Below are 22,073 nucleotides of genomic sequence, written 5' to 3'. Positions count from 1 at the left end.
TATAAAATAAAATTTGTTACAAAATTTCATTCCGACAAAGGAGGAATCCTTGCAAAAATGAAAAGATTCTTCACTCCACTTAGTTCCGTTCAGAATGACGGGCCTTATTTCAAGAAAGAAATCAGAAAATAACAGTAATATCATTCTACTTTAATACAATAAAAAAGACTTCCAAAAATCCGAAAGTCTTTTTATATTTTTAATTAAATTTAAGTTACCCAATAAGTTCTTTTGCCTGTGCCATAGCGGCTTCCGTAATTTTACTTCCGGAAAGTAACTGAGCAATTTCATTCAGTTTTTCTTCGTCACTTAAAGGCACAATGGTAGACTGTGTCTTCCCGGAGACATCCTGTTTTACCACTTTATAGTTGTTATTCCCTTTTGCTGCAACCTGCGCCAGGTGGGAAATCACGATAAGCTGCATGTCCGAAGACATTTCACGCATCAGATTTCCAATTTCCTCGGCTACTTTTCCTGAAACTCCGGTATCAATCTCATCTAAGATCAATGTTGGTAGCTCATCACTTTCTGCAATAATCTTCTTTACAGCCAACATTACACGTGATCTTTCACCTCCTGAAATAGCCGTTTGAATAGGCTTTAAAGGAAAACCTGAATTTGCCTGAAATAATAACTGAATATTTTCTTTCCCGAATTGATTAAAATCCGGAGAATCCTGCAATTGGATATCCACTTTCGCTTTTTCCAATCCTAATTTTTTAAGCAGATCTTCAGCTTTTTTAATGAAGACAGGAATACTTTTCTTTCTGTTTTTGGAAAGCCTTTCTGCGAGGTTTTGAAGTGTTTTTTCTTTTTTAATAATATTTTCCTCTATAGCTTCAATATTAGCTTCCAGTTCAGAAGCTCCTTGCTGATCTCCAGATAGCTGATCTCTTATTTCCTTCAATTCATCAATTCCAGAAACACTATGTTTTAGAAATAATGAATTTATTTTATTGTTAAGCTCAGAAAGCAACACCAGATTTTCAGGATTCATTTCAATTTTTTCGGCTTCATCCTCGAGTTCGGAAATAATATCTTTGATTTCCACAAAAGATGTTTCAAGCCTGTCATCCAGATCCGAAAAACTATTGGAAACCTCTGATATCTTGGAAAGCTTATTTTTGGCTTCATTAAAGAATGAAAGAATCCCTACTTCCTCCTGATGAAATCTCGATAAAATCTGTGCGAGATTCTCAGAAATCATCTCTGCATTTTCCTGAATAGAGAGCTGGTTTTGCAGCTCTTCATAATCTACCTCGTCCAACTTAAGCTCTTCAAGTTCGTTCAGTAAAAATTCTTTATAATCACTTTCTTTGTTGGTTTCAGCAAGCTGTGTCTGCAGCCTCTTAAGTTGAATTTTTAAACTTTGGAAATCCGAAAACTCAAGCTGATATTCCTCCACGATTTTCTTATTCTCGGAAAGTCCGTCAATAATCTTAAACTGGTATTCTGCCGTAAAAAGATTGGAAGTTTCAAACTGGGAATGAATATCAATAAGCTGGGAAGACAGCTCTTTCAGAACATCCAGCGTTACCGGAACATCATTGATAAAAGCTCTGGATTTTCCCGATGGAAGAATTTCTCTTCTTATAATCGTCTGTTGATCGTAATCCAGGTCATTTTCTATAAAAAATTTCTTGAAGCGGTTATTCAATGAAAACTCGGTTTCCACAATACTTTTTTCTTCGGTATTGGAAATGGATTTTATATCTGCTCTTTCTCCTAAGATTAGACGAAGTGCACCTAAAATAATTGATTTTCCGGCCCCGGTTTCCCCGGTGATTACCTGTAGTCCCTTATGCAAGGATACATCAAGGACATCAATAAGGGCAAAGTTTTTTATATAGATTCTCGAAAGCATAAATCAATAGCAGATAACGATTGTTCCTGCAAATATAAAATTTCCAATTAAGATTTAAGAATAGATTTTCCTACTTCCATTTATTCCACTTGGAGTCAGTATGTTTCGGAGCAAAAATAATCATAAGCTGTTTTAAATCACCCAATATGATTCCTCCGTTATTTCCGGAATTGAAAATATTGAAAATCTCATCACTCTTTGCTTCAATGAAAAGATTGAAAGCATAGTTCTGCTGAAAATTGTTTTCATATACTTTTAACTGCATCAAGCCGTCGAAAATAGCTTTTTTGGAAGGAGTCTGATCCTGATTGTAAAGCCCGTCCAACCCGATTCTGTGATAAGTATAGAAAGTATTTCTCAACTGATTAGTATTTGAATTCAGCAAAGTACTGATCAGATTTCCTCTCGTTCTTGGACCTTCTGTTCCCAATTGAGCCCAACCTTCGTAGTTTCTGTTCTGAGAGTTCTGGGCAATCTGCTGTGCTTTTGTAAACCACTGCGTTCCTCCCATTGCCTGAAAGCTATCTGCATCATATCCCAAAATCAAATACACATAAAAGCTGATCACATCAATCAGGTTTTTGCCGGAAAATTGACGCTCATTAAAAATCAGGTTTTCATTTTCCACATATTCGAATCCGAATTTCGTATCCTGAATATTAAGCAATGGTGATTCGTAGTTGGTGTTGAATACGGGACGAACAGCCTGTACAACAATACTTCCTTTATAATTATTTCCGTCTTTCTCGCTGATAATAATCGCAAAATTTGATTTAATTTTTTCAAAGTTTTGCAATTTTTTTCCTGTCCAGCTCGTGTTGTTGATAAAATCCCTAAGACTTTTCTCAAGCGTTTTATACACCTGCTGGTTACTTCCTCCCATCTGCTGAGCATTGATCTGAACCGTAGAAAGCAGTTCCTGGGAAAAGCTAAAGTTAAATAGAAAAAATATAAAAAATATGCTTAAAATTCTTTTCATTGTTTATTTAAAAATTGAGAACGGAAATTTATAAAAATTATTTTAATAGTTGATTTTCAATAAAGTCGAAAATATCTTTAGCCACATCATCTTTAGATTTCAGATCAAACTCCGTTTTCTCGGTTTTCGTAAAGATTTTTATTTTATTGGTATCATTTTTAAAACCGGCACCTTTATCTCTCAAAGAATTCAGGACAATCATATCCAGATTTTTCTTTTCTAATTTTCCTTTGGCATTTTCTTCTTCATTTTGGGTTTCCAAAGCAAATCCAACCAGAAACTGACGATTTTTTCTCTCTCCCATAGTCTTAAGAATATCAGGATTCTTAATAAGCTCTATGGTTAAGTTATCGTCATTTTTCTTAATTTTTTCTTTTGCTACTTCTTTCGGTGCATAGTCCGCCACAGCTGCACTTGCAATTGCAATATCTACGTTTTCATAGAACTGAAACACTTTTTCAAGCATTTCTTTTGCGGATGTTACTCTATGGGTTTCGATATTATGAATAGTTGTTTTTTCAGCGCTCGGTCCGGAAATCAAAATCACTTTTGCTCCTCTTTTTGCCGCTTCTTCCGCCAGAGAAAATCCCATCTTTCCTGAAGAATGGTTTCCTATAAAGCGAACGGGATCGATTGCTTCATAGGTAGGTCCTGCTGTGATAAGAACCGTTTTTCCTTCCAAGGATTTATTTTGGGGGGCATTAAAAAATTCTTCAATATTTTTTACGATGGTTTCAGGTTCCGCCATCCTTCCTTGTCCGATCAATCCACTCGCTAATTCACCGCTTTCTGCAGGAATAATATAATGACCATAACTTTCCGCTAATTCGAGATTTTTTCTGGTAGAAGGATGTTGATACATATCCAAATCCATTGCAGGGGCAATAAATACAGGACATTTTGCCGACATATAAGTTGCAATCAGTAAATTATCGCAGGTTCCGTGAACCATTTTCGACAATGTATTGGAGGTACAGGGAGCAACAATTATTACATCTGCCCACAATGCCAATTCTACATGGCTATTCCAGGTTCCGTTATCTCCATAAAAATCTGTGTAAACAGGTTTCTTTGATAAGGTAGACAGGCTCAGTTTTGTAACGAAATTTTCTGCATCGGGAGTCATGATGACCTGAACTTCCGCTCCTTTTTTCACAAAATCTCTTATCAAGAAATGAATTTTGTAAGCTGCAATTCCTCCAGAAACGGAAATCAGTATCTTTTTGCCGGAAACACTCATTGAGTTTTATTTTTTTGAATCACTAATTTACTTATTTTTCCAATAACGGCCATTATATAAAATAGCAAAGGTCATAAAGAAACGAATTTCTCTATGACCTTTGTATATTTAAAAGACAGAGGATTATTTTCTATCTTCTGTTTTTCTGAAGTATACATCATCATTTAACCATTCTTCAATTGCAATAGAAGTTGGTTTTGGAAGTTTTTCATAGTGTTTAGAGATTTCAATCTGCTCTCTGTTTTCAAAAACTTCTTCCAATGTAGAGTTGTGAACAGCAAATTCATCCAGTTTGTTGTGCAATTCTGTACGAATTTCTGCATTGATTTGCTCTGCTCTTTTTCCCATGATAACAATAGCTTCATAGATTGAACCTACTTTTTCTTCAATCTTATCTTTATCGTAAGTAATCGTATTTACTTCTGCTTTTGTATCTTTTACGCTCATTTTGAGAAATTTATTTTATTTTAAGATGGCAAATTTACAAATTATCTTTGAATTTTGAAAGTGGCTGCAGGCGGAGGTGTTTGAAGCGCCGCACTATCCCTTTGGATCTGCATTGCTTTTTTCTCAGCAGAAACCTGATCTTTCAGTTGCTGCTCGGTTTTTGCCTTATCTGCAAGCTTAGCAGCTTCCTTCTTTTGTCTTTCGGTAAGAGTAGCTATTCTCGCTTCTGTATTTTTCTTTACAACAGCAAAGTCTTTCTTATCTTTTTCCAGTTTTTGTCTAAGATCTAAAGCTGTTTTTGCATATTCCGTATTAGGAAGTTCTTTTTCTACCTGTTTTGTAAAAGAAAGTGCACTTTCAATACGCTCTTCTTTCAAATCGTAAACAGATCTAGCAGCTAACTCGTAACGGGATTTCATGATAAAATCATAAATTTTCGGACGAAGTTTTGTACTTGGGAAATCTTCCAAAACATTCTCCAACGCAATATTGGCAGATTTATAATCTCCCATTTTAAAATACTGTCTTGCGTTTTCGTAGGCTTTAAATTCCAATTTATATGAAAGTTCTTCAATAAGCGTATTGATATTTTTAGATCTTTCAGAATTAGGATAGTTATTTAAGAAATCCTGAAGCTCATTAATCGCAAGTTCTGTACTAGACTGATCCAAATTATAATCCATTGATCCTTCATAATAACACAATGCAGACATATAAGCTGCTTCTTCCGCTCTAGGATCTTTAGGAAAACTTACTGCAAAATTTTTAAACTGGTGCCCTGCAAGCTTATAGTTTTTATCATAATAGTTTGCATAAGCCGTATTGAAACCAACATTAGGAAAATCATCCGTACCTGCTACCAGATTGGTAAGTCTATCATAAAGAGCTAAAGCATTTTTCCACTTCTTCTTTGCAAAATTTTCGTTTGCCGCCTTTAAAATGTAGTTTTTATCAGCACTTCTCATAGCTCTTTCCTGCTGGCTCACACATGATACAACAACAGATAGTGCAAAAAGACCTAAAATATATTTTTTCATATAAAAAATTCAACAGTTTTCGGATTTTACAGCCGATTTACTAATTTGCAAAAATATAACTTTTTTGCCAAAAGATTTTTTTTTATGATTATTTAACGTAATTTTAGTCCGCAGCGTATCCTAAAATTGCAAAAACACTCAATAAGAGATTCATTCTTATTTTTTTCTCGGCTTCTTTTGCATAGGTCTCATCATTTTTATGAGGAACATACAGTTCATAAAAATTCCTGTTTCTGATCACGAATAATGTGGACCCGATAATCGTGGTTAAGATGTCTTCAGGTTTAGGAGTAAAGGTAAATACTCCGGAAGCCACTCCTTTCTTGATAACTTCATCTATTTTTTTTACAAAAAGCTGGTAGAAATCCAACAGTTCATCTTTTAAATTATCGGTATGTCTAAGCTCCTGAGTTACGAAACCATGAAAATAATTGTATTTAAAAAGCTGGGTTACGATAAACTTAATCATCTCCTTCATCTGCATTTCGGGTTTACCGTCTTTAATCGTATCCGCAAATTCTGAAAAGTTCTCTCTTGTTTTTAAAACTCTGTATTGATAGAGATAAGACATCATTTTTTCCTTAGACCCAAAATAGTATGAAATCATCGCTACATTGATATTCGCTTTAGAAGAAATGTCTCTTACGGAGGTCCCTTCATATCCTTTTTTTGCGATCAGTTCTTCTGCTATATCTAAAATATGAATCTGCTTTTCGGTAAACTTTTTTCTCATGAGGATTGAGTTTGAGTAAAGTTAGGAAATTTTTAACATATTTATAAACGTTTGTTTAGGATTGTTGATCCAAGTCTTAAAAATTGTATTTTTGATCATGAATTACTTTGATTTTCATCATCATAAGAAAAATGTACCCTTTGGAATTTATAATATGGGCCTCTCCGATAAAATTCCAGATTCTTTATATTCTATTGGAATTCATCCTAAAGATATTCAACACGATAAGATCACAGAACAGTTTCACTGGTTGAAAGATAATATTACAGAAAACTGTTTTGCTGTCGGAGAATGTGGTTTAGACTCTTTGGTTCCTATTGACCAGAAAATACAGGAAGATGTTTTTTTAAAACAAATTGAAATTTCCAATGAGGTGAAAAAGCCTCTCATCATTCATTGTGTCCGAAAATTTTATGAAGTAATTTCTTTCAGAAAAAAGGCTAATCAGGCGATGATTATTCACGGATTCAACAAAAAAGAAAACATTGCCCGGGATCTTCTTAAAAATAATTTTTACCTGAGTTTTGGAAAAGCCGTTTTGTATAATTTATCTTTGCAGAATACTTTGAAAATTACCCCTTTAAACAGAATCTTTCTGGAAACCGATAACGAAGATTTTGATATAGCGACATTATATAAAACAGTTGCGGATATAAAAGGGATTTCTTTAGAGGTACTGAATGAACAGATTTTAGAAAATTTAGAGCATATAACACATGGATAAATACTGGTTGGAAAGAACAGAACTTCTCATTAAAGAAGAAGGATTGAAAAAGCTTAACAAAGCGAATATTTTAGTTGTCGGATTGGGAGGTGTAGGTTCTTTTGCAGCGGAATTTCTCGCCAGAGCCGGAGTAGGAAACATGACGATTGTAGACGGAGATACCGTAGACATCACCAATATCAACAGACAACTTCCGGCATTGCATTCTACAGTAGGAAAACATAAAGTAGAAGTTGTTGCGGAAAGGCTTTTGGATATCAACCCTAATCTCAATCTCATAAAAATTAACGAATTTCTGAACCCTGAAAGAATGGATCAGGTTCTTGATGAAGGACATTTCAACTATGTTCTTGACTGTATCGACAGCGTAACTCCAAAACTTTGCCTGATAAAAGCTGCCAAAAAGAGAAAAATAAAAATTGTAAGCTCTATGGGAGCCGGAGGAAAGACCGACCCAAGCAAAGTCATGGTAAAGGATATCAGCAAAACCCAAAACTGTTATCTGGCAAAACAGGTAAGAAAAAGATTGAGAAAAGATAAAATCAATAAAGGATTTAAATGCGTTTTCTCTGATGAGCTTCAAAAAGATGACAGCCTGAAAATGACTGACGGAACCAACTTTAAACGTTCTTTTTATGGAACTATAAGCTTCATTCCTGCTATTTTTGGATTATATGCCGCCGCCGAAGTGATTAATTATCTTGTAAAGAAAGATTAAGTTTCCATTAAAAATATTAAGATGCTTCGACTTCGCTCAGCATGACATTCCTAATACTATCTTTGGATTGCTACACTAAGCGAAGTCGAGGCTTTTAAATAAAAATTCCACTATATTTACAGTCCGTAAATGACAAACTTCAAATATTCCAAAGCCGAAAAGCTCAAAAAAGAGACTGAAATCGCTTTACTTTTCGAGAAAGGTAAATGGAAAACATGTGGAAATCTGAGAATTATTGTTCTAAAGGAAAAACCGACCATTCCTATTGATCAGGCTAAATTCGGGGTTTCGGTTTCTAAAAGATATTTCAAAAAGGCTGTTCACAGAAACCGAGTGAAGAGACTTTTAAGGGAAGCTTATCGTTTAAATAAAGATATATTTAAAGAAGCTTTCGGTGAGAAAACTTTTGCCATGCTGTTTTGGGTTTCTTCTGAAATTCCTGCAAAATTTCAGGACGTAGAGGAACAGTTTATAAAACTTTGTGCGTCTCAAAAAAGGCAATAAATATTTATCTATTTTTTGTACCTTTAAAAGGAACTATTGATCTGAAAAATAAAATGTTAGATAATATTCCTTACCTCCCTTATATCCTGAGTGCATTTATTGGTATCGGTTTGGCTGCAGCCACCGGATTCAGGGTTTTTCTTCCGCTTTTTGCGGTAAGCTTAGCCTCATATTTCCACTGGATCCCTATGAGTGAAAGCTTTGAATGGCTTACAGGTCTTCCTACTCTTATTACAACCGGTGTAGCAACTGTTTTTGAAATTCTTGCGTATTATATTCCTTTTTTAGATCATCTTTTAGATACCATTTCTATTCCTATGGCTACCATAGCAGGATCTATCTTATTTGCAAGTCAGTTTACCGATTTAGGCACCTTTCCACAATGGGCTTTAGCTTTAATTGCCGGTGGAGGAACGGCAGCAACCATCAGTACCGGATTTGCAGGAATTCGGGCGGCTTCTACGGCAACAACCGGAGGATTAGGAAATCCTGTGGTAGGAACCACTGAGACTGCAGGAGCTGGATTGATGTCTGTTTTAGCCATGGCAGCTCCTATTTTTGCAGGTATACTTGCTATAATTTTTATTTTCCTTGCACTTTCCGTAGGAAGAAAAGCCTGGAAAAAACTAAGAAGAAACCAAAATGCCAGTTCAGACTGAAAATTTGATTTCAATGATAAAAAAAGTCGGCTGAAAATGAATTTTCAGCCGACTTTTTTTATTTTATTTTCTTCATATAATCTCCAAAAACAATCCCGAGAGGACCAAAGACCGGAAATAAAATAAGAGCGAGATAAGGTAAGATACCTGCCTTATTTTTAAAGAGGGTCGAAATTGCCACAATATACAGAACAATAACGGCAACAGCGAACAATAGTATTCCGTACGGTGTGATTACAAGTAAATGCATAAATAATGTTAGTTTTTACTACGGAAATCTTTTATTTCCTGAATTTTATCTTTAAAATATTCTTCTTTTTCCGGGTTCTTTTTAATCAATATTTCAAATGCTTTTATCGCTTTTGTATATAGCTTTTGCTCGAAATATAGCGTTGCCAGCGTTTCGGTCATTAAGTGAGAAATATCATCGTTTTTTTCTTTCACCACATAAGTACTTTCTTCTTTTAACTGACTGATTTTCGGATTGTTTTCTATAAAGCTTTCTATCGCTTTAGCTTTTATTTCCGTTTTTTCTTTTTCAACTTCTTCCGTTCTGTCAATCTTCAGCCAGCTTTGCCACGTATTAATAAATCCTGGAACATTACTGTCCAGAAGATTTTTCTTTGGAGCATCAGGTAAAGCTTCTTCTCTCTTTTCTTCGTTAACGTCTTCTTTTTCTTCTGTATTCTGAACTTCCTTCTCGGGCTGGGCAATCGTCCAGTTTGAGCTAAAGAAAGAAACATTCATCACCGGAACATCTTCTTTATGTTCTTCCGTCACTTGCGAAGTTTCTTGTTCTGTTTTGAGCTCTTCTAAAGGCTCTTCTTTTTGCTCAGGAATATCATTAACGACTTCAGAAGCTTCTTCTACTTTAGGTAATATCTCTTCCTCTTGTGGTATTTCTTCCTGAGGCATCTCTATTTTTGGACTTGTAATTTCCGCAGGTTTGCTCAATAAAGAATCCGGAAGGTTCGATTCGATAGACATCGGTTTCCATGCAGATTTTACTTCTATCGGCTCCTCTTCCGTCGGTTTTTCCGCTACATTTCCTTTTTCCGATTCTACCTCAACAGCTTTAGGCCCAAGCTCTTCAATTCTATTTCCCTCCTTCAATTCTTCTTTAGCTTGAGTAACCGCTATTTCAAAACTTTGAGTTTCTGCAAAACTGATTTCATGACCAATATTTTCAGGTTCTTCTTCTTTTATTTTTTCAGAAGCTGCCTTCTCTTTCATTTTTTTCTCAACTTCTTCTATCAGGCGACGCATTTCTTCTTCATGCTTGGTGAGGTTGGGTTGAGAAATTTCTGTAATGACTTCTTTAGAATTACTTGTCTGAATTTTTACTTCCGGTAAAAAAGCTTCCATTCCATGAAAGCTAAGCTCTTCTTTATCCTGAATATTTTCTTTTTCTGTTGAAATCTGATTTTCATCAATGATCTTTTCAGGAGTAAAATCAGCTTTTTCTATTGCTCTATCCTCTTCTTTTACTTCCATTTCCGCAGCAACCTCTTCCAATTCTTCATTAGATTCGATCTGAATATCCGGCTGTAAAGTTTCTATTTCATGGAAGCTTACTTCCTGCTCTTCCAGAATTTCCTCTTTTACTGGCTCTGATTCAACTTCTTTTTCCTCAACAATTGTTTCCGGCTCTACTTCTTCAATCTCTCCAAAAACCTCATTGTTTGATACGTTCAATGAATCCGGAGTCAGGGTAATTGTATGTGTATTTTCTTCTGTAAGGAAATTTTCTTCCCCTTCAAATAAAATCCGGTTTCTTTCTCCGTTTACATAAACGTAAGTAGCTACTTGTCCGGCTGACTGAAAATCACATGAAACATCATTAGTTGTTTCATTTTCCCTTCTTAAAGGGAAACTACTATTCTGGTAGTATTGCTGTTTAGGAGCAGTTTTAGGTTCCTGGTCTGTTTTATCTTCCTGAACAATTTGCTCTTGAATCTTCGGTTTAGGCTTTTGTTGGATCTTACCATTGATAAGTTGGTAAAGAATCTTTTTATCTGTGGTATATGCGGCCGTAGTGGAAAGCTCTCTTTGATAATTCTCTTTTTCATATAGGTGCACTCCATACAGATGCAATGCTCTGATATTTTGAATATAAGGAAAAGCATCAATCTCCCCTCTCAAAAGATGTACATCTTCCGGCTGAATGTTTTTCGGATTTTTTAATAGCTCTAAAACTCTAGGATTCATCTTACCAGTTTGCTACAATATCGTTAAATATTTTATTAATAATTCTTTCGTTGACAATTTTCACCTGAGAAGTTTCTATATCACTTTGCGATAAATTACTGTTGAAAGTCGCTTCATCTGTATACGTCCTGTCAAAACTCAGCTCAGGATGTATCTTATTTTCATAATGGACTTTCACGGTAATTGTCAGTTTATTCTGTGAGTCCTGAATAACCCCTGCACTTGTATTAGAAGTAGTTGAGCTAATAGTAGTAGGAGTGATGGAATAATCTGTAATTTCCCCTTCCACCAAAATATCAGGACTTTGTTTTGTTCCTTTAAGCGTAGTTCTTTGTAAAAATCTGTTTTGAATGTCTGTAGAAAACTGCTGTGACAGAGCCGGATTCACCAATGCTGCATTGTTCGGGAATTCATTAATCTGTATTGTTTTTTCATCTTTAAGGGATGAACCCGAAAAGCCGTAGCAGGAATGTAACACATTCAAACAAAGCAATAAAAGCCAAAAGATTTTTGGCTGGTTTATTTTGATATTGTTAATTTTAAAACTCATTTTTAGATCCGATTTCTGTAATTTCATCATGCTCGATTTGTTGGATAGCATCTTCATAGGCAAAATAATTAGCAGCATACATAAACGGAATGGTAATAAAAATACCAATACCACAAGCTAGGATGCCAATTTGAGATAAAATACCCACAACAATTGCAAAAAGTAGAATTGACCACAAATTACCTTTAGTCATTGCTGTTGAAATATTCCAAACTGTTTTTATATCCGTAATTCCTTTAAAACTGATTAATGGAATCATATAAAACCCTCTCAACAAGAAATAATATAATGCTATAATCATTAAAAACATATAAGGAAACATAAAAATCATTACTCCTGCACTTGGCTCACCATTCTCATTAGACATTAATCCTCCTAAAACAGCCAAAATCATTATTGGGATATACAAAACAATGACACCTGCAATGATAATTAGCTGCAAAATAAAATAAGGCATAAAGTCTTTGAAATCAAATATTTCTCCAGGACTTGTCGGCTGATTCTTATTTAGTTTTCGAAGATATTTATATAAATTTCCCGCCGCCAGAAGTCCGCAGAAAGGGATAATTGACATGATAAAGCACATTAAAAACCCCACAAAAACATTTCCAAAATCTTTCTTTAAAAGATCAATTCCTTTATTAATATATTCTCCGAACTTAAAATTGATTGGTTTAGGCATTAAATTTATATTCATTTCTTATGTTTGATTTTAGTCTTCTAGATTATATTGTTTTATTTTTCTATATAAAGTTCTCTGCGAAATTCCCAGTTCATCCGCTGCTTTGTTTCTGCGTCCGTTGTGCTTTTCCAACGCCTTCACAATCAGATCTTTCTCATTATTCTGAAGTGATAAGGATTCTGGTTTATTTTCTTCAATTTCTATATCCTCAAAATCTTCAAAATTATCATCCGGATTAGAAATAATGGTAGGATTTTGAATATGCTGATTGTTATTGTTCTGATTTTCAAAATACAACAAAGAATTCGGCGCTACATTCTGCTGAGTTTCAGGAGTATAAATTCTGTTGATCAAATTTTTCTCATGATTGCTCAGATCTGCAGCTCCGCGGTTCTTTATTAATTCCGAAGTTAAGGATTTTAAATCATTTATATCATTTCGCATATCAAAGAGAATTTTGTACATAATTTCTCTTTCGCTGCTGAAATCACTTTGCTTTTGTGTATTCGGCTGATTAACAACCATTGGCAGATGAGCATCCATAGGAATGTATTCTGCCAGTTTCTCGACCGTAATATGTCTGTTTCTTTCCACCACCGTCATTTGCTCGACCAAATTTCTCAACTGTCGGACATTCCCCGGAAACGTATAATTTTCAATATAATGAACAGCACTCGGCTCCAGTTCCAGTTCCGGCATTCTGTATTTTTCTGCAAAATCTATTGCAAATTTTCTGAACAGCAAATGGATATCTCCTTTTCTTTCTCTCAAAGCAGGCATATCAATCTGTACAGTATTCAGACGGTAATATAAGTCTTCACGGAATCTTCCGTCCTGTATCGCCTTCATCATATTCACATTGGTAGCTGCCACGATTCTTACATTTGTTTTTTGAACCTGTGAAGAACCCACTTTCATGAATTCACCGCTTTCTAAGACTCTCAGCAAACGAACCTGCGTCTGCAATGGCAATTCTCCTACCTCATCAAGAAAGATCGTTCCTCCATCCGCAACTTCAAAATATCCTTTCCTTGTTGCTGTTGCTCCTGTAAAAGCTCCTTTTTCGTGACCGAATAATTCAGAGTCAATGGTGCCTTCCGGAATCGCCCCACAGTTCACAACAATATAAGGCTGATGTTTTCTTTTTGATTCTGAATGAATAATTTTAGGAATAAATTCTTTTCCTACCCCACTTTCTCCAATCACAAGGACTGAAATATCAGTTGGTGCAACCTGAATGGCTTTTTCTAAAGCGCGGTTTAAAGCCGGGAAGTTTCCGATGATCCCGAAACGGTTTTTTATATTTTGTAACTCGTTACTCATAAGTAAATTTTAGATTGTTGATTTAAATTTGATCTACAGCCGTAGATCTTGAATTAGTTTAAAATGGATTAAATTTTAACCAATCACATTCAAATCATCTTTGTTTCTAACCTTTGTAACTTTAGCTTTAAAATATAGGATTTCAGTAAAGAGATTTTCTTTACTGTTTTTTTCAAAGTTTTTCAGAAGCCTGTTATGCTTTTCTTTTTCAGAAAAATTAGCTTCTGCTTTATTTTTATAAAACTGACTCTGCTGATTTTCAGTAAAAAATCTGCCAAAAGCTTCAGCAGCATTCCGCTTATAATGGATCGCAAAATTATGCCCAGATTTTTCTTTTATGCAGAACTTCTGTGAAGCTTTACATTCATGATTTAAAAATTGGTTATAAATTTCATAGAATCCGCAATCATCAGCTTCTGTAGCACCATTGTTTATCTGTGCCGAAATATTGCTGCAAATTATCACCAATAAAACACTGAGGCAATATTTCTGAAATTTTTCCATTGTCTGAGTTTTAAAAGTTAATAATGATAATAATTTGTTATTATAGTTCCGGGAAGATTATTTTACAGTTTCCCCTAAAAGTGTGCCTTGTGTATTGTCAAATACAAAAACATCCACAATGTCACCAATTTTCTGACCTTCCAACATATCGAATACACAAACCGCGTTTTGAGAATTTCTTCCTTTCCACTGGTTTTTATTCTTTTTAGAAATCCCTTCAATTAGAATTTTATGAGTTTTCCCTACGTAAGATTTCATCCGTTTTCTGGACAACTCTCCCTGCAAAGCAATGACTTCTGCTAATCTTCTTTGTTTAACGTCTGCAGGAATATTATCCTCCATTTTCTTATGAGCCGGAGTTCCGGGTCTTTCTGAGTAAGCAAACATATAACCATAGTCATATTCCACTTCTCTCATCAAGCTCAATGTATCCTGGTGATCTTCTTCAGTTTCGTTGCAGAAACCAACGATCATATCCTGAGAAAATGCAACTTCCGGAACAATTTCCTTAGCTTTTTTAATTAATTCTAAATATTCTTCACGAGTATGTTGTCTGTTCATCGCCTCCAACATATTGTTGCTTCCGCTCTGAACTGGTAAATGAACATATTTACAGATATTTTCGTGTTTTGCCATCATCTTGAAAACATCAAGGCTCATATCCTGAGGATTTGATGTCGAGAATCTGATTCTCATTTCAGGAACAGCTTTAGCGACTAAATCAAGCAATTGTGCAAAGTTCACCGCCGTTGCCTTCTGCATCTCCGATGCTTTGGCAAAATCTTTTTTAGGTCCACCTCCATACCAAAGATAAGAATCTACATTCTGACCTAGCAGTGTAATTTCTTTATAGCCATTATTCCAAAGATCTTTACATTCATCCAAAATAGAATGTGGATCACGGCTTCTTTCTCTACCTCTTGTAAACGGAACCACACAGAATGTACACATATTATCACACCCCCTCGTAATGGTAACAAAAGCTGTAACACCATTTCCTCCTAAACGAACGGGATTGATGTCTGCATAGGTTTCTTCTTTTGAAAGAATTACATTGATCGCATCCCTACCATCTTCCGTTTCTTTCAACAAGTTGGGTAAGTCTCTGTAGGCATCCGGACCAACAACAAGATCAACCAATTGCTCTTCTTCTAAGAATTTGGTTTTCAGTCTTTCGGCCATGCATCCAAGAACACCTACCGTCATATTCGGTTTTTCTTTCTTCAGGTTTTTGAACTGAGAAAGACGCATTCTCACCGTCTGCTCAGCCTTTTCACGGATAGAACATGTATTTAGAAGAATAAGATCTGCCTCTTCTGCTTTCAAAGTGGTATTGTATCCTTGTTCGTTAAGAATGGATGCAACAATCTCAGAGTCAGAGAAATTCATCTGACAACCATAACTCTCCAAGAATAATTTCTTAGAGTTACCCTCTTTTTCTGCAATCGCAAAAGCTTCCCCTTGTTTTGTTTCGTCTATATATTTTTCTTGCACAACTGTCTATTTAAGGTTCACTATTTAAAGTTCAAGGTTTTCCGACCTGATTTTTAAACTTTGAACTTTTGGATTAATTTGCAAAGATACAAAATATTGTGACAGAATGTCAGGAGATAATTAAAACGTCATTACTAATGGTAATTTAACTTTATATTTTACAGGTATATGATGTAACATCCCTGGTTTCCATTTTCCCTTTATTCTTTCTACAACCATTAATGCTTGTTCATTAAAACTCGAACTATTTGATTCTTTCTCTAAGTAAGGTTTTCCCATTATTCCATTCTCATCAACTACAAAAGAAATAAGAATTTGATGATAGCCAGTTTCGTTTACAGCAGCCATATCGAAAGAGTTTGCAATTTTTTTCCTAAAACCATTTAGCCCTCCGTCTTGATACTCCGCCGGCTTTCTGAAATCTTTTATATCATACCCTTCTTTATATTTTTCAAAAAGATAATCTGGAAAGATTGTATATTTTGCTAATCCTACAAATTTTTGATTATTAACTATCAAAGGATTCCATCCTTTTAAATATTTAAAAACCTCTCTTGTCATTTCATACGTACATTTATTCTTCTGTATATTAAGAGAATCATTATCTTTTATAAATTTAATAGATGAATCTGGGTATACCAATATATCTATTACATAGTATTCATTTTTATTATCACAAGGTTTTACATTTTTATCTATCAAAACATTATGAAAATCTTTATAAAACTGCTTATCCCCTCCTTTATAAGATTCAGCTCCTTCAGGATAAGAATCAACTATAGTTTGCCCATTATATCCAATACTTAGGATCATTAATAAGCTTAAAATAATCTTTCTTCTCATATAATATATAATAACTTATGTTTTATAATAAACCTATCTAATCTCCATGATCAAAATGGTCTGTAGTAAAATTGATTTTAATTATTTTTTTAGAAATTACTGGTTGACCGTCTTTCATTGCCGGTTTCCATTTCTTTTTTACTTTTTTGATCGCAAATTCCATGTCTTCAATAAACATTTCGCTGTTTTTTACTTTGGGTAAGACATCAAGATTACCAATTTTACCATCCGGATTTACATCAAAAACGAAAACAAATTTACCGTTCACTGCATATTTCTGTAAATCAATATAAGCGTGAATCATTTTCAGAAATTCATTGGCAAAAGCCGAATCTCCACCGGGAAATTCGGCAGTTTGTGAGTTTGTTATATTTTCTTTTTGAATTTGAGATTGTGATTCCTGAGCGTATCCTTTAAAGCCGATAAAGAATAAAAATAAGGTTATAATAGTTTTTTTCATAGCGTTACATATCCGCAGACATTGATGAGAAGGTCATCTTAAGTTTCATCTCGGATTTTATAGGCTGTCCGTTGCAGGTAGCCGGTATCCAGTTTTTTTTAATTCTTCTCACCACATACTGCATGTCATCAAAGAATACCTCACTATTCAATACTTTGGGGTCTCCGGAAATATCGATTACTTTTCCGGTAGCATCAATAGTTAAAGTAAAAGTAAAGTCTCCCGACAATGTATAGAAATCAGAATTAAGATAGGTATACATATATTTTTTTAGTACTTCTTTGTAAGCTGTAGCTCCGCCTTCGTAACTGGCTGCTTTAAAATCATTGCAGTTTTTTGCTGCGATCTGCAAAAATGGTTCTTTGATATCTATCTTTAAAAGATTCTTGTTGTTTTCTACAATAAAGGAATCATCTCTGTCTTCAAGATCTGTTTGTGCAAAACTAAAGTTCGCCACAAAGAGCCCTACAAATAATGCTATTGCTTTCATAATATCCTTTTTAGATTATTAATTACAAATACCAAAATTACACCAAAAAAAAAGGAACTTTACCATAGAGTAAAATTCCTTTTAATATTTTATTTAAGACCGACCTGAGCTTTGCTTCCAGTTTCTTTTAACATCAATGAAACCATAATAGCCAGGATAATTCCTGAAATCCAAAACAGAACGGAGTGCTGAAAATGTAAATTTCCGGCAGAAAGCTCTAAACTTTTCCCAAACCATCTGCTGAAAACAGGACTAAGCAAGGTAGTGACCCCAAAAGTAATAAAATTAATTGCTCCTGTTGCGCTTCCTTTTACAAAATCAGGATTGGTTTCTTTAATAATAGAATAAGGAATCATTGCTGCACCGGAACCGAGTCCCAAAATAAACATGCTTATTTTTGCAGGATATAAATCCGGAAGATAAATTAACTGCAACAAGCTCATAATCATTACAACAGCTCCTCCAATTAACACAGGCTTTCTTCTTCCTATTTTATCGGTAATAAATCCTAACAGCGGGCACCCGAAAACCCATCCAAAAGCTACCATAGCACTGGTAATTGCTGCATCATGAAAGGCAAAGCCTTTATCTTTTTCAAAAAAAGCAACCGCCCAAGTCATTGCAAAAATAGTTGTCGGCGCAAATAACAATCCTGAAATAATTCCACATAACCATGACTGAGGATTTCTGAAAACAATTTTATACGGTTCAAGATAACCAATTGATTTTGTTCCGTTTTCTGTAGACTCCTCCGCTTTTGTTTCTTTGGGAATCACAAAAAACAAACAGAATGCAGTAATCAGTGTTATAATTCCGGACCCAAACCAAAATGTATTAACATTCACTCCTTCTTCCACCCAGGGACCAACTACAAACTGACCAGCTGTTCCTCCCAACATTCCGATACACTGAGTAACTCCAATGGCCGTAGCCAAAGACTTTGAAGAAAACCCCTTACTTGCCAGATAAACACAGCCGGGAAATGCAAATGCACAGCCCGCCCCTTGCAACAATCTTCCGGAAACACCGCCCACCTGACTGGAAATTAAGAACAGCAAGCATCCGATTCCCAGAATTAAAGCCCCGGCAAAGAGGGATCTTTTGCCTCCAAATTTGTCTAAAGCAACTCCGGCAATTAAACTACAGGTAGAATAGGTATAATAATAAGTTCCTACCATACTGATAAGCTTCAGTTCGGTAGTATGAAAATTATTAATCAATTCAGGAATCATTACCGCCGGAGCCGATCTGATCACGTAATCCAGAAAGTAAAAGACAAGTCCGAAAACCCAGGCTATGACGTAATATCTTTTTAAAGATGTACTCATTACAGCAATCCTTTAATATGTTTGTAATTTGTTTTGACGGTATCCAATGCTTCCTCCATCTTTCCTCCCAACATTAGCTGTGCCATCGATTTTGTCATGCCTAAAACCTGTTCGAATTCAATTTTAGGAGGTAAAGCCAGCGCATTAGGATTGGTGAAAATATTAAGCAAATAAGGACCGTTGTAATCCAGACATTCTTTAATTGCAGCTTCAACCTCTTCCGGCCTGTGAACGTTTTTACCGGGATATCCCATAGCCTGCGCAATCATTCCAAAATCAGGATTAATCATATCCGTTTCGTTATCAGGCATCCCTCCTACCTCCATTTCCAGCTTTACCATTCCCAGTGCTCTGTTATTGAACACAATCAGTTTTACAGGTAATTTATATTGAAAAATTGTTGCCATATCTCCCAACAACATAGATAACCCACCGTCTCCACACATGGCAATCACCTGTTTTCCGTGATGAGCCAAGGCTGCTCCGATAGCCATCGGCATTGCATTTGCCATAGAACCGTGATTGAATGAGCCCAGCATTTTCCTTTCTCCCGTCCCTGTAATATATCTTGCTCCCCAAACACAACACATTCCTGTGTCTACAGTAAAAATAGCATCTTTTTTAGCCAGTTTATCCAGAGTATAGGCTACAAATTCAGGCTGAATAGCATTTTCCTTTCCTGAATCTTTTACGTAGGTCAATTGGGTTTCTTTAACTTTTCCATAAAATTCCAATTGTTGATGTAAGAAATGAACATCCGTTTTTTCTTTTAATAATGGCAATAAAGCTTTAATGGTTTCTTTTATGTCACCTGCCAATCCCAGTTCCAGCTTCGCCCTTCTTCCTAATCTTTCCGGGCTTTCATCGATCTGAACGATTTTATTTTTAACAGGTATAAATTTCTGATACGGGAAATCTGTTCCCAACAGAAGGAGCAAATCCGCCTCGTGCATAGCATGATAAGCAGAAGGAAGCCCTAAAAGCCCTGTCAAACCGACTTCGTTTGGATTATTCGGCTGAATAGCCATTTTCCCTCGGAAAGAATAGCCGACCGGCGCCTTTAAATATTTTGACAGTTCTACCACCTCAGCATTAGCGTTTCCTGCTCCAATTCCACAATAGATAGTCACTTTTTCACTTTCATTAATTAGACTGGCCAATTGATCCAACTCCTTATCAGACGGTCGGATAATAGGATTGGTTTTAAAAACTTTATTAGATGTTGTTGCTTCTTCAGCATCTAGTTCAGAAACATCTCCCGGAAGGCCAATTACGGCAACTCCTTTTTTGGAAATCGCATGCTGAATTGCAGTCTGAACGGTTCTTTGAACTTGTTCCGGTCTTGTAATCATCTGGTTATAATGACTGCAATCATCAAATAATTTTATGGTATTTGTTTCCTGAAAATAATCCATTCCCATTTCGTCACTTGGAATAGTAGATGCAATTACCAGCATCGGAACATGAGAACGATGAGCGTCATACACTCCATTGATCAAATGAACGTGTCCCGGTCCACAACTTCCCGCACAAACCGCAAAACCATCAAGTTCAGCTTCTGCCGCTGCAGCGTATGCTCCGGCTTCTTCATGCCGTACATGAATCCATTCGATGCTGCTTTTCTTTACGGCAATATTTAAATGATTGAGACTGTCGCCCGTTACTGCATAAATTCTTTTCACATTGGCATTTTCGAGCATTTCAACAATTTGCTCTGCGATGTTTTTAGCCATAATAATATTTTTTGGTGTTATAATTATTTGAAGAAAACGGTTGTGAATATGGATCGGAAAGGCTTCATTACTATTTAGCCTCTATCAAATTTAGGGAATAATAAATATTTTAAAGATTCTTTACTATTAAAATTAGCTTAAGTCCATAAAAAAACTCTGTAATTTCTTACAGAGTTTTTTTATTTTAATTAATTACTTCAATCTGATTTCTCAATAAATCTTCAAATTCGTCTCTTTTCCTGATCAATTGAGCCTTTCCATCCAAGAAAAGAACTTCAGCTGGTTTCAGTCTTGAATTAAAATTTGAACTCATCTCAAAACCGTAAGCTCCTGCATTATGGAAAGCTAAAATATCACCTTCCCTCACTTCATTCAGTTTTCTGTCCCAGGCAAAAGTATCTGTTTCACAGATATTTCCCACGACTGTATAAATTCTTTCCGCTCCTTTTGGATTCGACAAATTTTCAATAACATGGTAAGAATCATAAAACATTGGACGGATCAGGTGATTGAAACCAGAGTTTACTCCAACAAAAACCGTAGCTGTTGTTTGCTTGATTACATTCGCTTTTACCAACAAATAGCCGCTTTTCCCAACCAGAAATTTCCCTGGTTCAAACCATAATTCGAATTTTTTACCTGTTGATTTTGAAAATTCCGAGATTACTTTTTCTACTTTTTTACCTAAAGTTTTCACATCAGTTTCTTCCTCAGTATCCTGATAAGGAATTTTAAATCCGCTTCCCATATCAAGATATTTCAAGTTCGGGAAGTGCTCAGAAAGCTCAAGCATAATATCTAAAGCCTGCAGGAAAACATCAGGATCTTTGATCTCACTTCCTGTATGCATATGAAGACCTTCTACATTCAGATTGGTAGATTTCATCACTCTTTCGATGTGACGGACCTGGTGAATAGAAATCCCGAATTTACTATCGATATGTCCCGTAGAAATTTTGTAGTTTCCTCCCGCGAAAATGTGCGGATTGATTCTTACTAAAATCGGATAGGTATTTCCGTATTTATTACCAAACTGCTCAAGAATAGAGATATTATCAATATTGATATGCACTCCGAAGGTCATTGCCTCCTCAATCTCCGCCAAATCTACACAATTGGGTGTAAATAATATTTTTTCTTTCGGAAACCCAGCTTTTAATCCAAGCTTCACTTCATTAATTGATACGCAATCCAAAGAAGCACCTAAGTTCTTTACATATTTAAGAATATTAATGTTGGTCAACGCCTTTGCTGCGTAGAAGAACTTTGTATGTTTTAAAAAAGAAGATGTAAGTTTTTCGTATTGATTTTTAATAGATTCAGCATCGTAAACATACACCGGGGTGCCAAACTCATTGGCGATCTTTAATAATTCTTTTGGATTCATAATTTCACTTTAACATAAAAAAAGGCAGATTCTTCGAAAAAGAGTCTGCCGCAATGATTATTTTTATGCAAGACAACTCTTTTAAATATTCCAAACCTTAGAGAACTTTACAGCTCCCTTCTTTCCAGTTTTAGTTTGTTTAAAATTTTGCATTGCTTTTACTTAT

At 35.3% G+C, this 22,073-nt stretch carries 23 protein-coding genes; 4 read left to right on the top strand and 19 right to left on the bottom strand.

Features of this window, described 5'->3' with window-relative positions:
* Window positions 1-214 precede the first annotated feature (214 nt).
* The 6 genes from MKS83_RS16020 to MKS83_RS15995 all read right to left on the bottom strand — a co-directional run bounded on the left by MKS83_RS16020 (window position 215) and on the right by MKS83_RS15995 (window position 6,300).
* Entirely contained in the window at window positions 215-1,864 is a 1,650-nt protein-coding gene (locus MKS83_RS16020; protein WP_240580423.1) for a DNA repair protein RecN, read from the bottom strand.
* 70 nt (window positions 1,865-1,934) lie between these two features.
* Complete coding sequence (locus tag MKS83_RS16015) at window positions 1,935-2,843, bottom strand: DUF4835 family protein (RefSeq protein ID WP_100377693.1); 909 nt, start codon at window positions 2,841-2,843, stop codon at window positions 1,935-1,937.
* Window positions 2,844-2,880: 37 nt separating this feature from the next.
* The gene (coaBC, locus tag MKS83_RS16010) at window positions 2,881-4,083 is read right to left on the bottom strand and encodes a bifunctional phosphopantothenoylcysteine decarboxylase/phosphopantothenate--cysteine ligase CoaBC (RefSeq protein WP_240580422.1); all 1,203 of its coding nucleotides are present in this window, start codon (window positions 4,081-4,083) and stop codon (window positions 2,881-2,883) included.
* Between the two features lie 123 nt (window positions 4,084-4,206).
* A complete protein-coding gene (locus tag MKS83_RS16005) occupies window positions 4,207-4,530 on the bottom strand; it encodes a DNA-directed RNA polymerase subunit omega (RefSeq protein ID WP_100377691.1) in 324 nt (107 codons plus the stop codon).
* Between the two features lie 41 nt (window positions 4,531-4,571).
* Window positions 4,572-5,567 (bottom strand): outer membrane protein assembly factor BamD, encoded by a 996-nt coding sequence (locus tag MKS83_RS16000; RefSeq protein ID WP_240580421.1) that lies wholly within the window; start codon window positions 5,565-5,567, stop codon window positions 4,572-4,574.
* A gap of 103 nt (window positions 5,568-5,670) precedes the next feature.
* A complete protein-coding gene (locus MKS83_RS15995; RefSeq protein WP_100377689.1) occupies window positions 5,671-6,300 on the bottom strand; it encodes a TetR/AcrR family transcriptional regulator in 630 nt (209 codons plus the stop codon).
* Between the two features lie 97 nt (window positions 6,301-6,397).
* On the opposite strand from MKS83_RS15995, the gene MKS83_RS15990 reads away from it, so the two are divergent.
* The 4 genes from MKS83_RS15990 (at window position 6,398) to MKS83_RS15975 (ending at window position 8,905) form a co-directional block, all read left to right on the top strand.
* On the top strand, window positions 6,398-7,024 hold the full coding sequence (locus tag MKS83_RS15990) for a TatD family hydrolase (RefSeq protein ID WP_240580420.1): 627 nt from the start codon (window positions 6,398-6,400) through the stop codon (window positions 7,022-7,024).
* Window positions 7,017-7,742, top strand: a complete 726-nt coding sequence (locus MKS83_RS15985; protein WP_100377687.1) for a ThiF family adenylyltransferase — start codon at window positions 7,017-7,019, stop codon at window positions 7,740-7,742. The genes MKS83_RS15990 and MKS83_RS15985 overlap by 8 nt, the downstream gene beginning before the upstream one ends.
* Window positions 7,743-7,871: 129 nt before the next feature.
* Window positions 7,872-8,246 carry a ribonuclease P protein component gene (gene rnpA, locus MKS83_RS15980; RefSeq protein ID WP_240580419.1) on the top strand — a complete coding sequence of 125 codons (375 nt, stop codon included), beginning with the start codon at window positions 7,872-7,874 and terminating at the stop codon, window positions 8,244-8,246.
* A gap of 53 nt (window positions 8,247-8,299) precedes the next feature.
* Window positions 8,300-8,905, top strand: a complete 606-nt coding sequence (locus MKS83_RS15975) for a DUF4126 domain-containing protein (protein WP_240580418.1) — start codon at window positions 8,300-8,302, stop codon at window positions 8,903-8,905.
* 58 nt (window positions 8,906-8,963) lie between these two features.
* On the opposite strand, the gene MKS83_RS15970 is transcribed toward MKS83_RS15975, so the two are convergent.
* From MKS83_RS15970 to lysA, 13 genes are all read right to left on the bottom strand, one after another.
* The gene (locus tag MKS83_RS15970; protein WP_240580417.1) at window positions 8,964-9,155 is read right to left on the bottom strand and encodes a hypothetical protein; all 192 of its coding nucleotides are present in this window, start codon (window positions 9,153-9,155) and stop codon (window positions 8,964-8,966) included.
* Window positions 9,156-9,163: 8 nt separating this feature from the next.
* Window positions 9,164-11,113 carry a hypothetical protein gene (locus tag MKS83_RS15965; RefSeq protein ID WP_240580416.1) on the bottom strand — a complete coding sequence of 650 codons (1,950 nt, stop codon included), beginning with the start codon at window positions 11,111-11,113 and terminating at the stop codon, window positions 9,164-9,166.
* Between the two features lies 1 nt (window position 11,114).
* Window positions 11,115-11,663 carry an LPS assembly lipoprotein LptE gene (gene lptE / locus MKS83_RS15960; RefSeq protein WP_240580415.1) on the bottom strand — a complete coding sequence of 183 codons (549 nt, stop codon included), beginning with the start codon at window positions 11,661-11,663 and terminating at the stop codon, window positions 11,115-11,117.
* Window positions 11,653-12,360 carry a hypothetical protein gene (locus tag MKS83_RS15955; protein WP_240580414.1) on the bottom strand — a complete coding sequence of 236 codons (708 nt, stop codon included), beginning with the start codon at window positions 12,358-12,360 and terminating at the stop codon, window positions 11,653-11,655. The genes lptE and MKS83_RS15955 overlap by 11 nt, the downstream gene beginning before the upstream one ends.
* A 15-nt stretch (window positions 12,361-12,375) precedes the next feature.
* Window positions 12,376-13,668 carry a sigma-54 interaction domain-containing protein gene (locus tag MKS83_RS15950; protein WP_100377681.1) on the bottom strand — a complete coding sequence of 431 codons (1,293 nt, stop codon included), beginning with the start codon at window positions 13,666-13,668 and terminating at the stop codon, window positions 12,376-12,378.
* A 75-nt stretch (window positions 13,669-13,743) separates the two neighbouring features.
* Window positions 13,744-14,172, bottom strand: coding sequence for a hypothetical protein (locus tag MKS83_RS15945; RefSeq protein ID WP_240580413.1), 429 nt, complete (start codon window positions 14,170-14,172; stop codon window positions 13,744-13,746).
* Between the two features lie 57 nt (window positions 14,173-14,229).
* A complete protein-coding gene (gene miaB, locus MKS83_RS15940) occupies window positions 14,230-15,666 on the bottom strand; it encodes a tRNA (N6-isopentenyl adenosine(37)-C2)-methylthiotransferase MiaB (protein WP_240580412.1) in 1,437 nt (478 codons plus the stop codon).
* Between the two features lie 120 nt (window positions 15,667-15,786).
* On the bottom strand, window positions 15,787-16,509 hold the full coding sequence (locus MKS83_RS15935; protein ID WP_240580411.1) for an energy transducer TonB: 723 nt from the start codon (window positions 16,507-16,509) through the stop codon (window positions 15,787-15,789).
* Window positions 16,510-16,546: 37 nt separating this feature from the next.
* Entirely contained in the window at window positions 16,547-16,969 is a 423-nt protein-coding gene (locus tag MKS83_RS15930; protein ID WP_240580410.1) for an energy transducer TonB, read from the bottom strand.
* A gap of 4 nt (window positions 16,970-16,973) precedes the next feature.
* Complete coding sequence (locus MKS83_RS15925) at window positions 16,974-17,459, bottom strand: energy transducer TonB (protein WP_240580409.1); 486 nt, start codon at window positions 17,457-17,459, stop codon at window positions 16,974-16,976.
* 89 nt (window positions 17,460-17,548) lie between these two features.
* Window positions 17,549-18,787, bottom strand: coding sequence for an MFS transporter (locus MKS83_RS15920; RefSeq protein WP_240580408.1), 1,239 nt, complete (start codon window positions 18,785-18,787; stop codon window positions 17,549-17,551).
* Window positions 18,787-20,520: a thiamine pyrophosphate-dependent enzyme gene (locus MKS83_RS15915; protein WP_240580407.1), complete on the bottom strand. Its 1,734-nt coding sequence runs from the start codon at window positions 20,518-20,520 to the stop codon at window positions 18,787-18,789. Before MKS83_RS15915 ends, MKS83_RS15920 begins: the two co-directional genes overlap by 1 nt.
* Before the next feature lie 184 nt (window positions 20,521-20,704).
* A complete protein-coding gene (lysA, locus tag MKS83_RS15910; protein ID WP_240580406.1) occupies window positions 20,705-21,907 on the bottom strand; it encodes a diaminopimelate decarboxylase in 1,203 nt (400 codons plus the stop codon).
* Between the last annotated feature and the right edge of the window lie 166 nt (window positions 21,908-22,073).

The organism is Chryseobacterium sp. Y16C (assembly GCF_022488405.1).
GTDB classification, from domain to species: Bacteria; Bacteroidota; Bacteroidia; order Flavobacteriales; family Weeksellaceae; genus Chryseobacterium; species Chryseobacterium geocarposphaerae.
This window is presented reverse-complemented; position numbering and strand designations above follow the sequence as displayed.

What these genes read in the sequence shown, in the direction of transcription:
- coaBC (WP_240580422.1), bottom strand. Translation starts at nt 4,083, where the DNA reads ATGAGTGTTTCCGGCAAAAAGATACTGATTTCCGTTTCTGGAGGAATT.
- MKS83_RS15945 (WP_240580413.1), bottom strand. Translation starts at nt 14,172, where the DNA reads ATGGAAAAATTTCAGAAATATTGCCTCAGTGTTTTATTGGTGATAATT.
- MKS83_RS15935 (WP_240580411.1), bottom strand. Translation starts at nt 16,509, where the DNA reads ATGAGAAGAAAGATTATTTTAAGCTTATTAATGATCCTAAGTATTGGA.
- MKS83_RS15985 (WP_100377687.1), top strand. Translation starts at nt 7,017, where the DNA reads ATGGATAAATACTGGTTGGAAAGAACAGAACTTCTCATTAAAGAAGAA.
- MKS83_RS15990 (WP_240580420.1), top strand. Translation starts at nt 6,398, where the DNA reads ATGAATTACTTTGATTTTCATCATCATAAGAAAAATGTACCCTTTGGA.
- MKS83_RS15975 (WP_240580418.1), top strand. Translation starts at nt 8,300, where the DNA reads ATGTTAGATAATATTCCTTACCTCCCTTATATCCTGAGTGCATTTATT.
- lptE (WP_240580415.1), bottom strand. Translation starts at nt 11,663, where the DNA reads ATGAGTTTTAAAATTAACAATATCAAAATAAACCAGCCAAAAATCTTT.
- MKS83_RS16005 (WP_100377691.1), bottom strand. Translation starts at nt 4,530, where the DNA reads ATGAGCGTAAAAGATACAAAAGCAGAAGTAAATACGATTACTTACGAT.
- MKS83_RS15915 (WP_240580407.1), bottom strand. Translation starts at nt 20,520, where the DNA reads ATGGCTAAAAACATCGCAGAGCAAATTGTTGAAATGCTCGAAAATGCC.
- MKS83_RS15955 (WP_240580414.1), bottom strand. Translation starts at nt 12,360, where the DNA reads ATGAATATAAATTTAATGCCTAAACCAATCAATTTTAAGTTCGGAGAA.
- MKS83_RS16015 (WP_100377693.1), bottom strand. Translation starts at nt 2,843, where the DNA reads ATGAAAAGAATTTTAAGCATATTTTTTATATTTTTTCTATTTAACTTT.
- MKS83_RS15950 (WP_100377681.1), bottom strand. Translation starts at nt 13,668, where the DNA reads ATGAGTAACGAGTTACAAAATATAAAAAACCGTTTCGGGATCATCGGA.
- rnpA (WP_240580419.1), top strand. Translation starts at nt 7,872, where the DNA reads ATGACAAACTTCAAATATTCCAAAGCCGAAAAGCTCAAAAAAGAGACT.
- lysA (WP_240580406.1), bottom strand. Translation starts at nt 21,907, where the DNA reads ATGAATCCAAAAGAATTATTAAAGATCGCCAATGAGTTTGGCACCCCG.
- MKS83_RS15965 (WP_240580416.1), bottom strand. Translation starts at nt 11,113, where the DNA reads ATGAATCCTAGAGTTTTAGAGCTATTAAAAAATCCGAAAAACATTCAG.
- MKS83_RS16000 (WP_240580421.1), bottom strand. Translation starts at nt 5,567, where the DNA reads ATGAAAAAATATATTTTAGGTCTTTTTGCACTATCTGTTGTTGTATCA.
- MKS83_RS15995 (WP_100377689.1), bottom strand. Translation starts at nt 6,300, where the DNA reads ATGAGAAAAAAGTTTACCGAAAAGCAGATTCATATTTTAGATATAGCA.
- MKS83_RS15970 (WP_240580417.1), bottom strand. Translation starts at nt 9,155, where the DNA reads ATGCATTTACTTGTAATCACACCGTACGGAATACTATTGTTCGCTGTT.
- MKS83_RS15925 (WP_240580409.1), bottom strand. Translation starts at nt 17,459, where the DNA reads ATGAAAGCAATAGCATTATTTGTAGGGCTCTTTGTGGCGAACTTTAGT.
- MKS83_RS15930 (WP_240580410.1), bottom strand. Translation starts at nt 16,969, where the DNA reads ATGAAAAAAACTATTATAACCTTATTTTTATTCTTTATCGGCTTTAAA.
- MKS83_RS16020 (WP_240580423.1), bottom strand. Translation starts at nt 1,864, where the DNA reads ATGCTTTCGAGAATCTATATAAAAAACTTTGCCCTTATTGATGTCCTT.
- MKS83_RS15920 (WP_240580408.1), bottom strand. Translation starts at nt 18,787, where the DNA reads ATGAGTACATCTTTAAAAAGATATTACGTCATAGCCTGGGTTTTCGGA.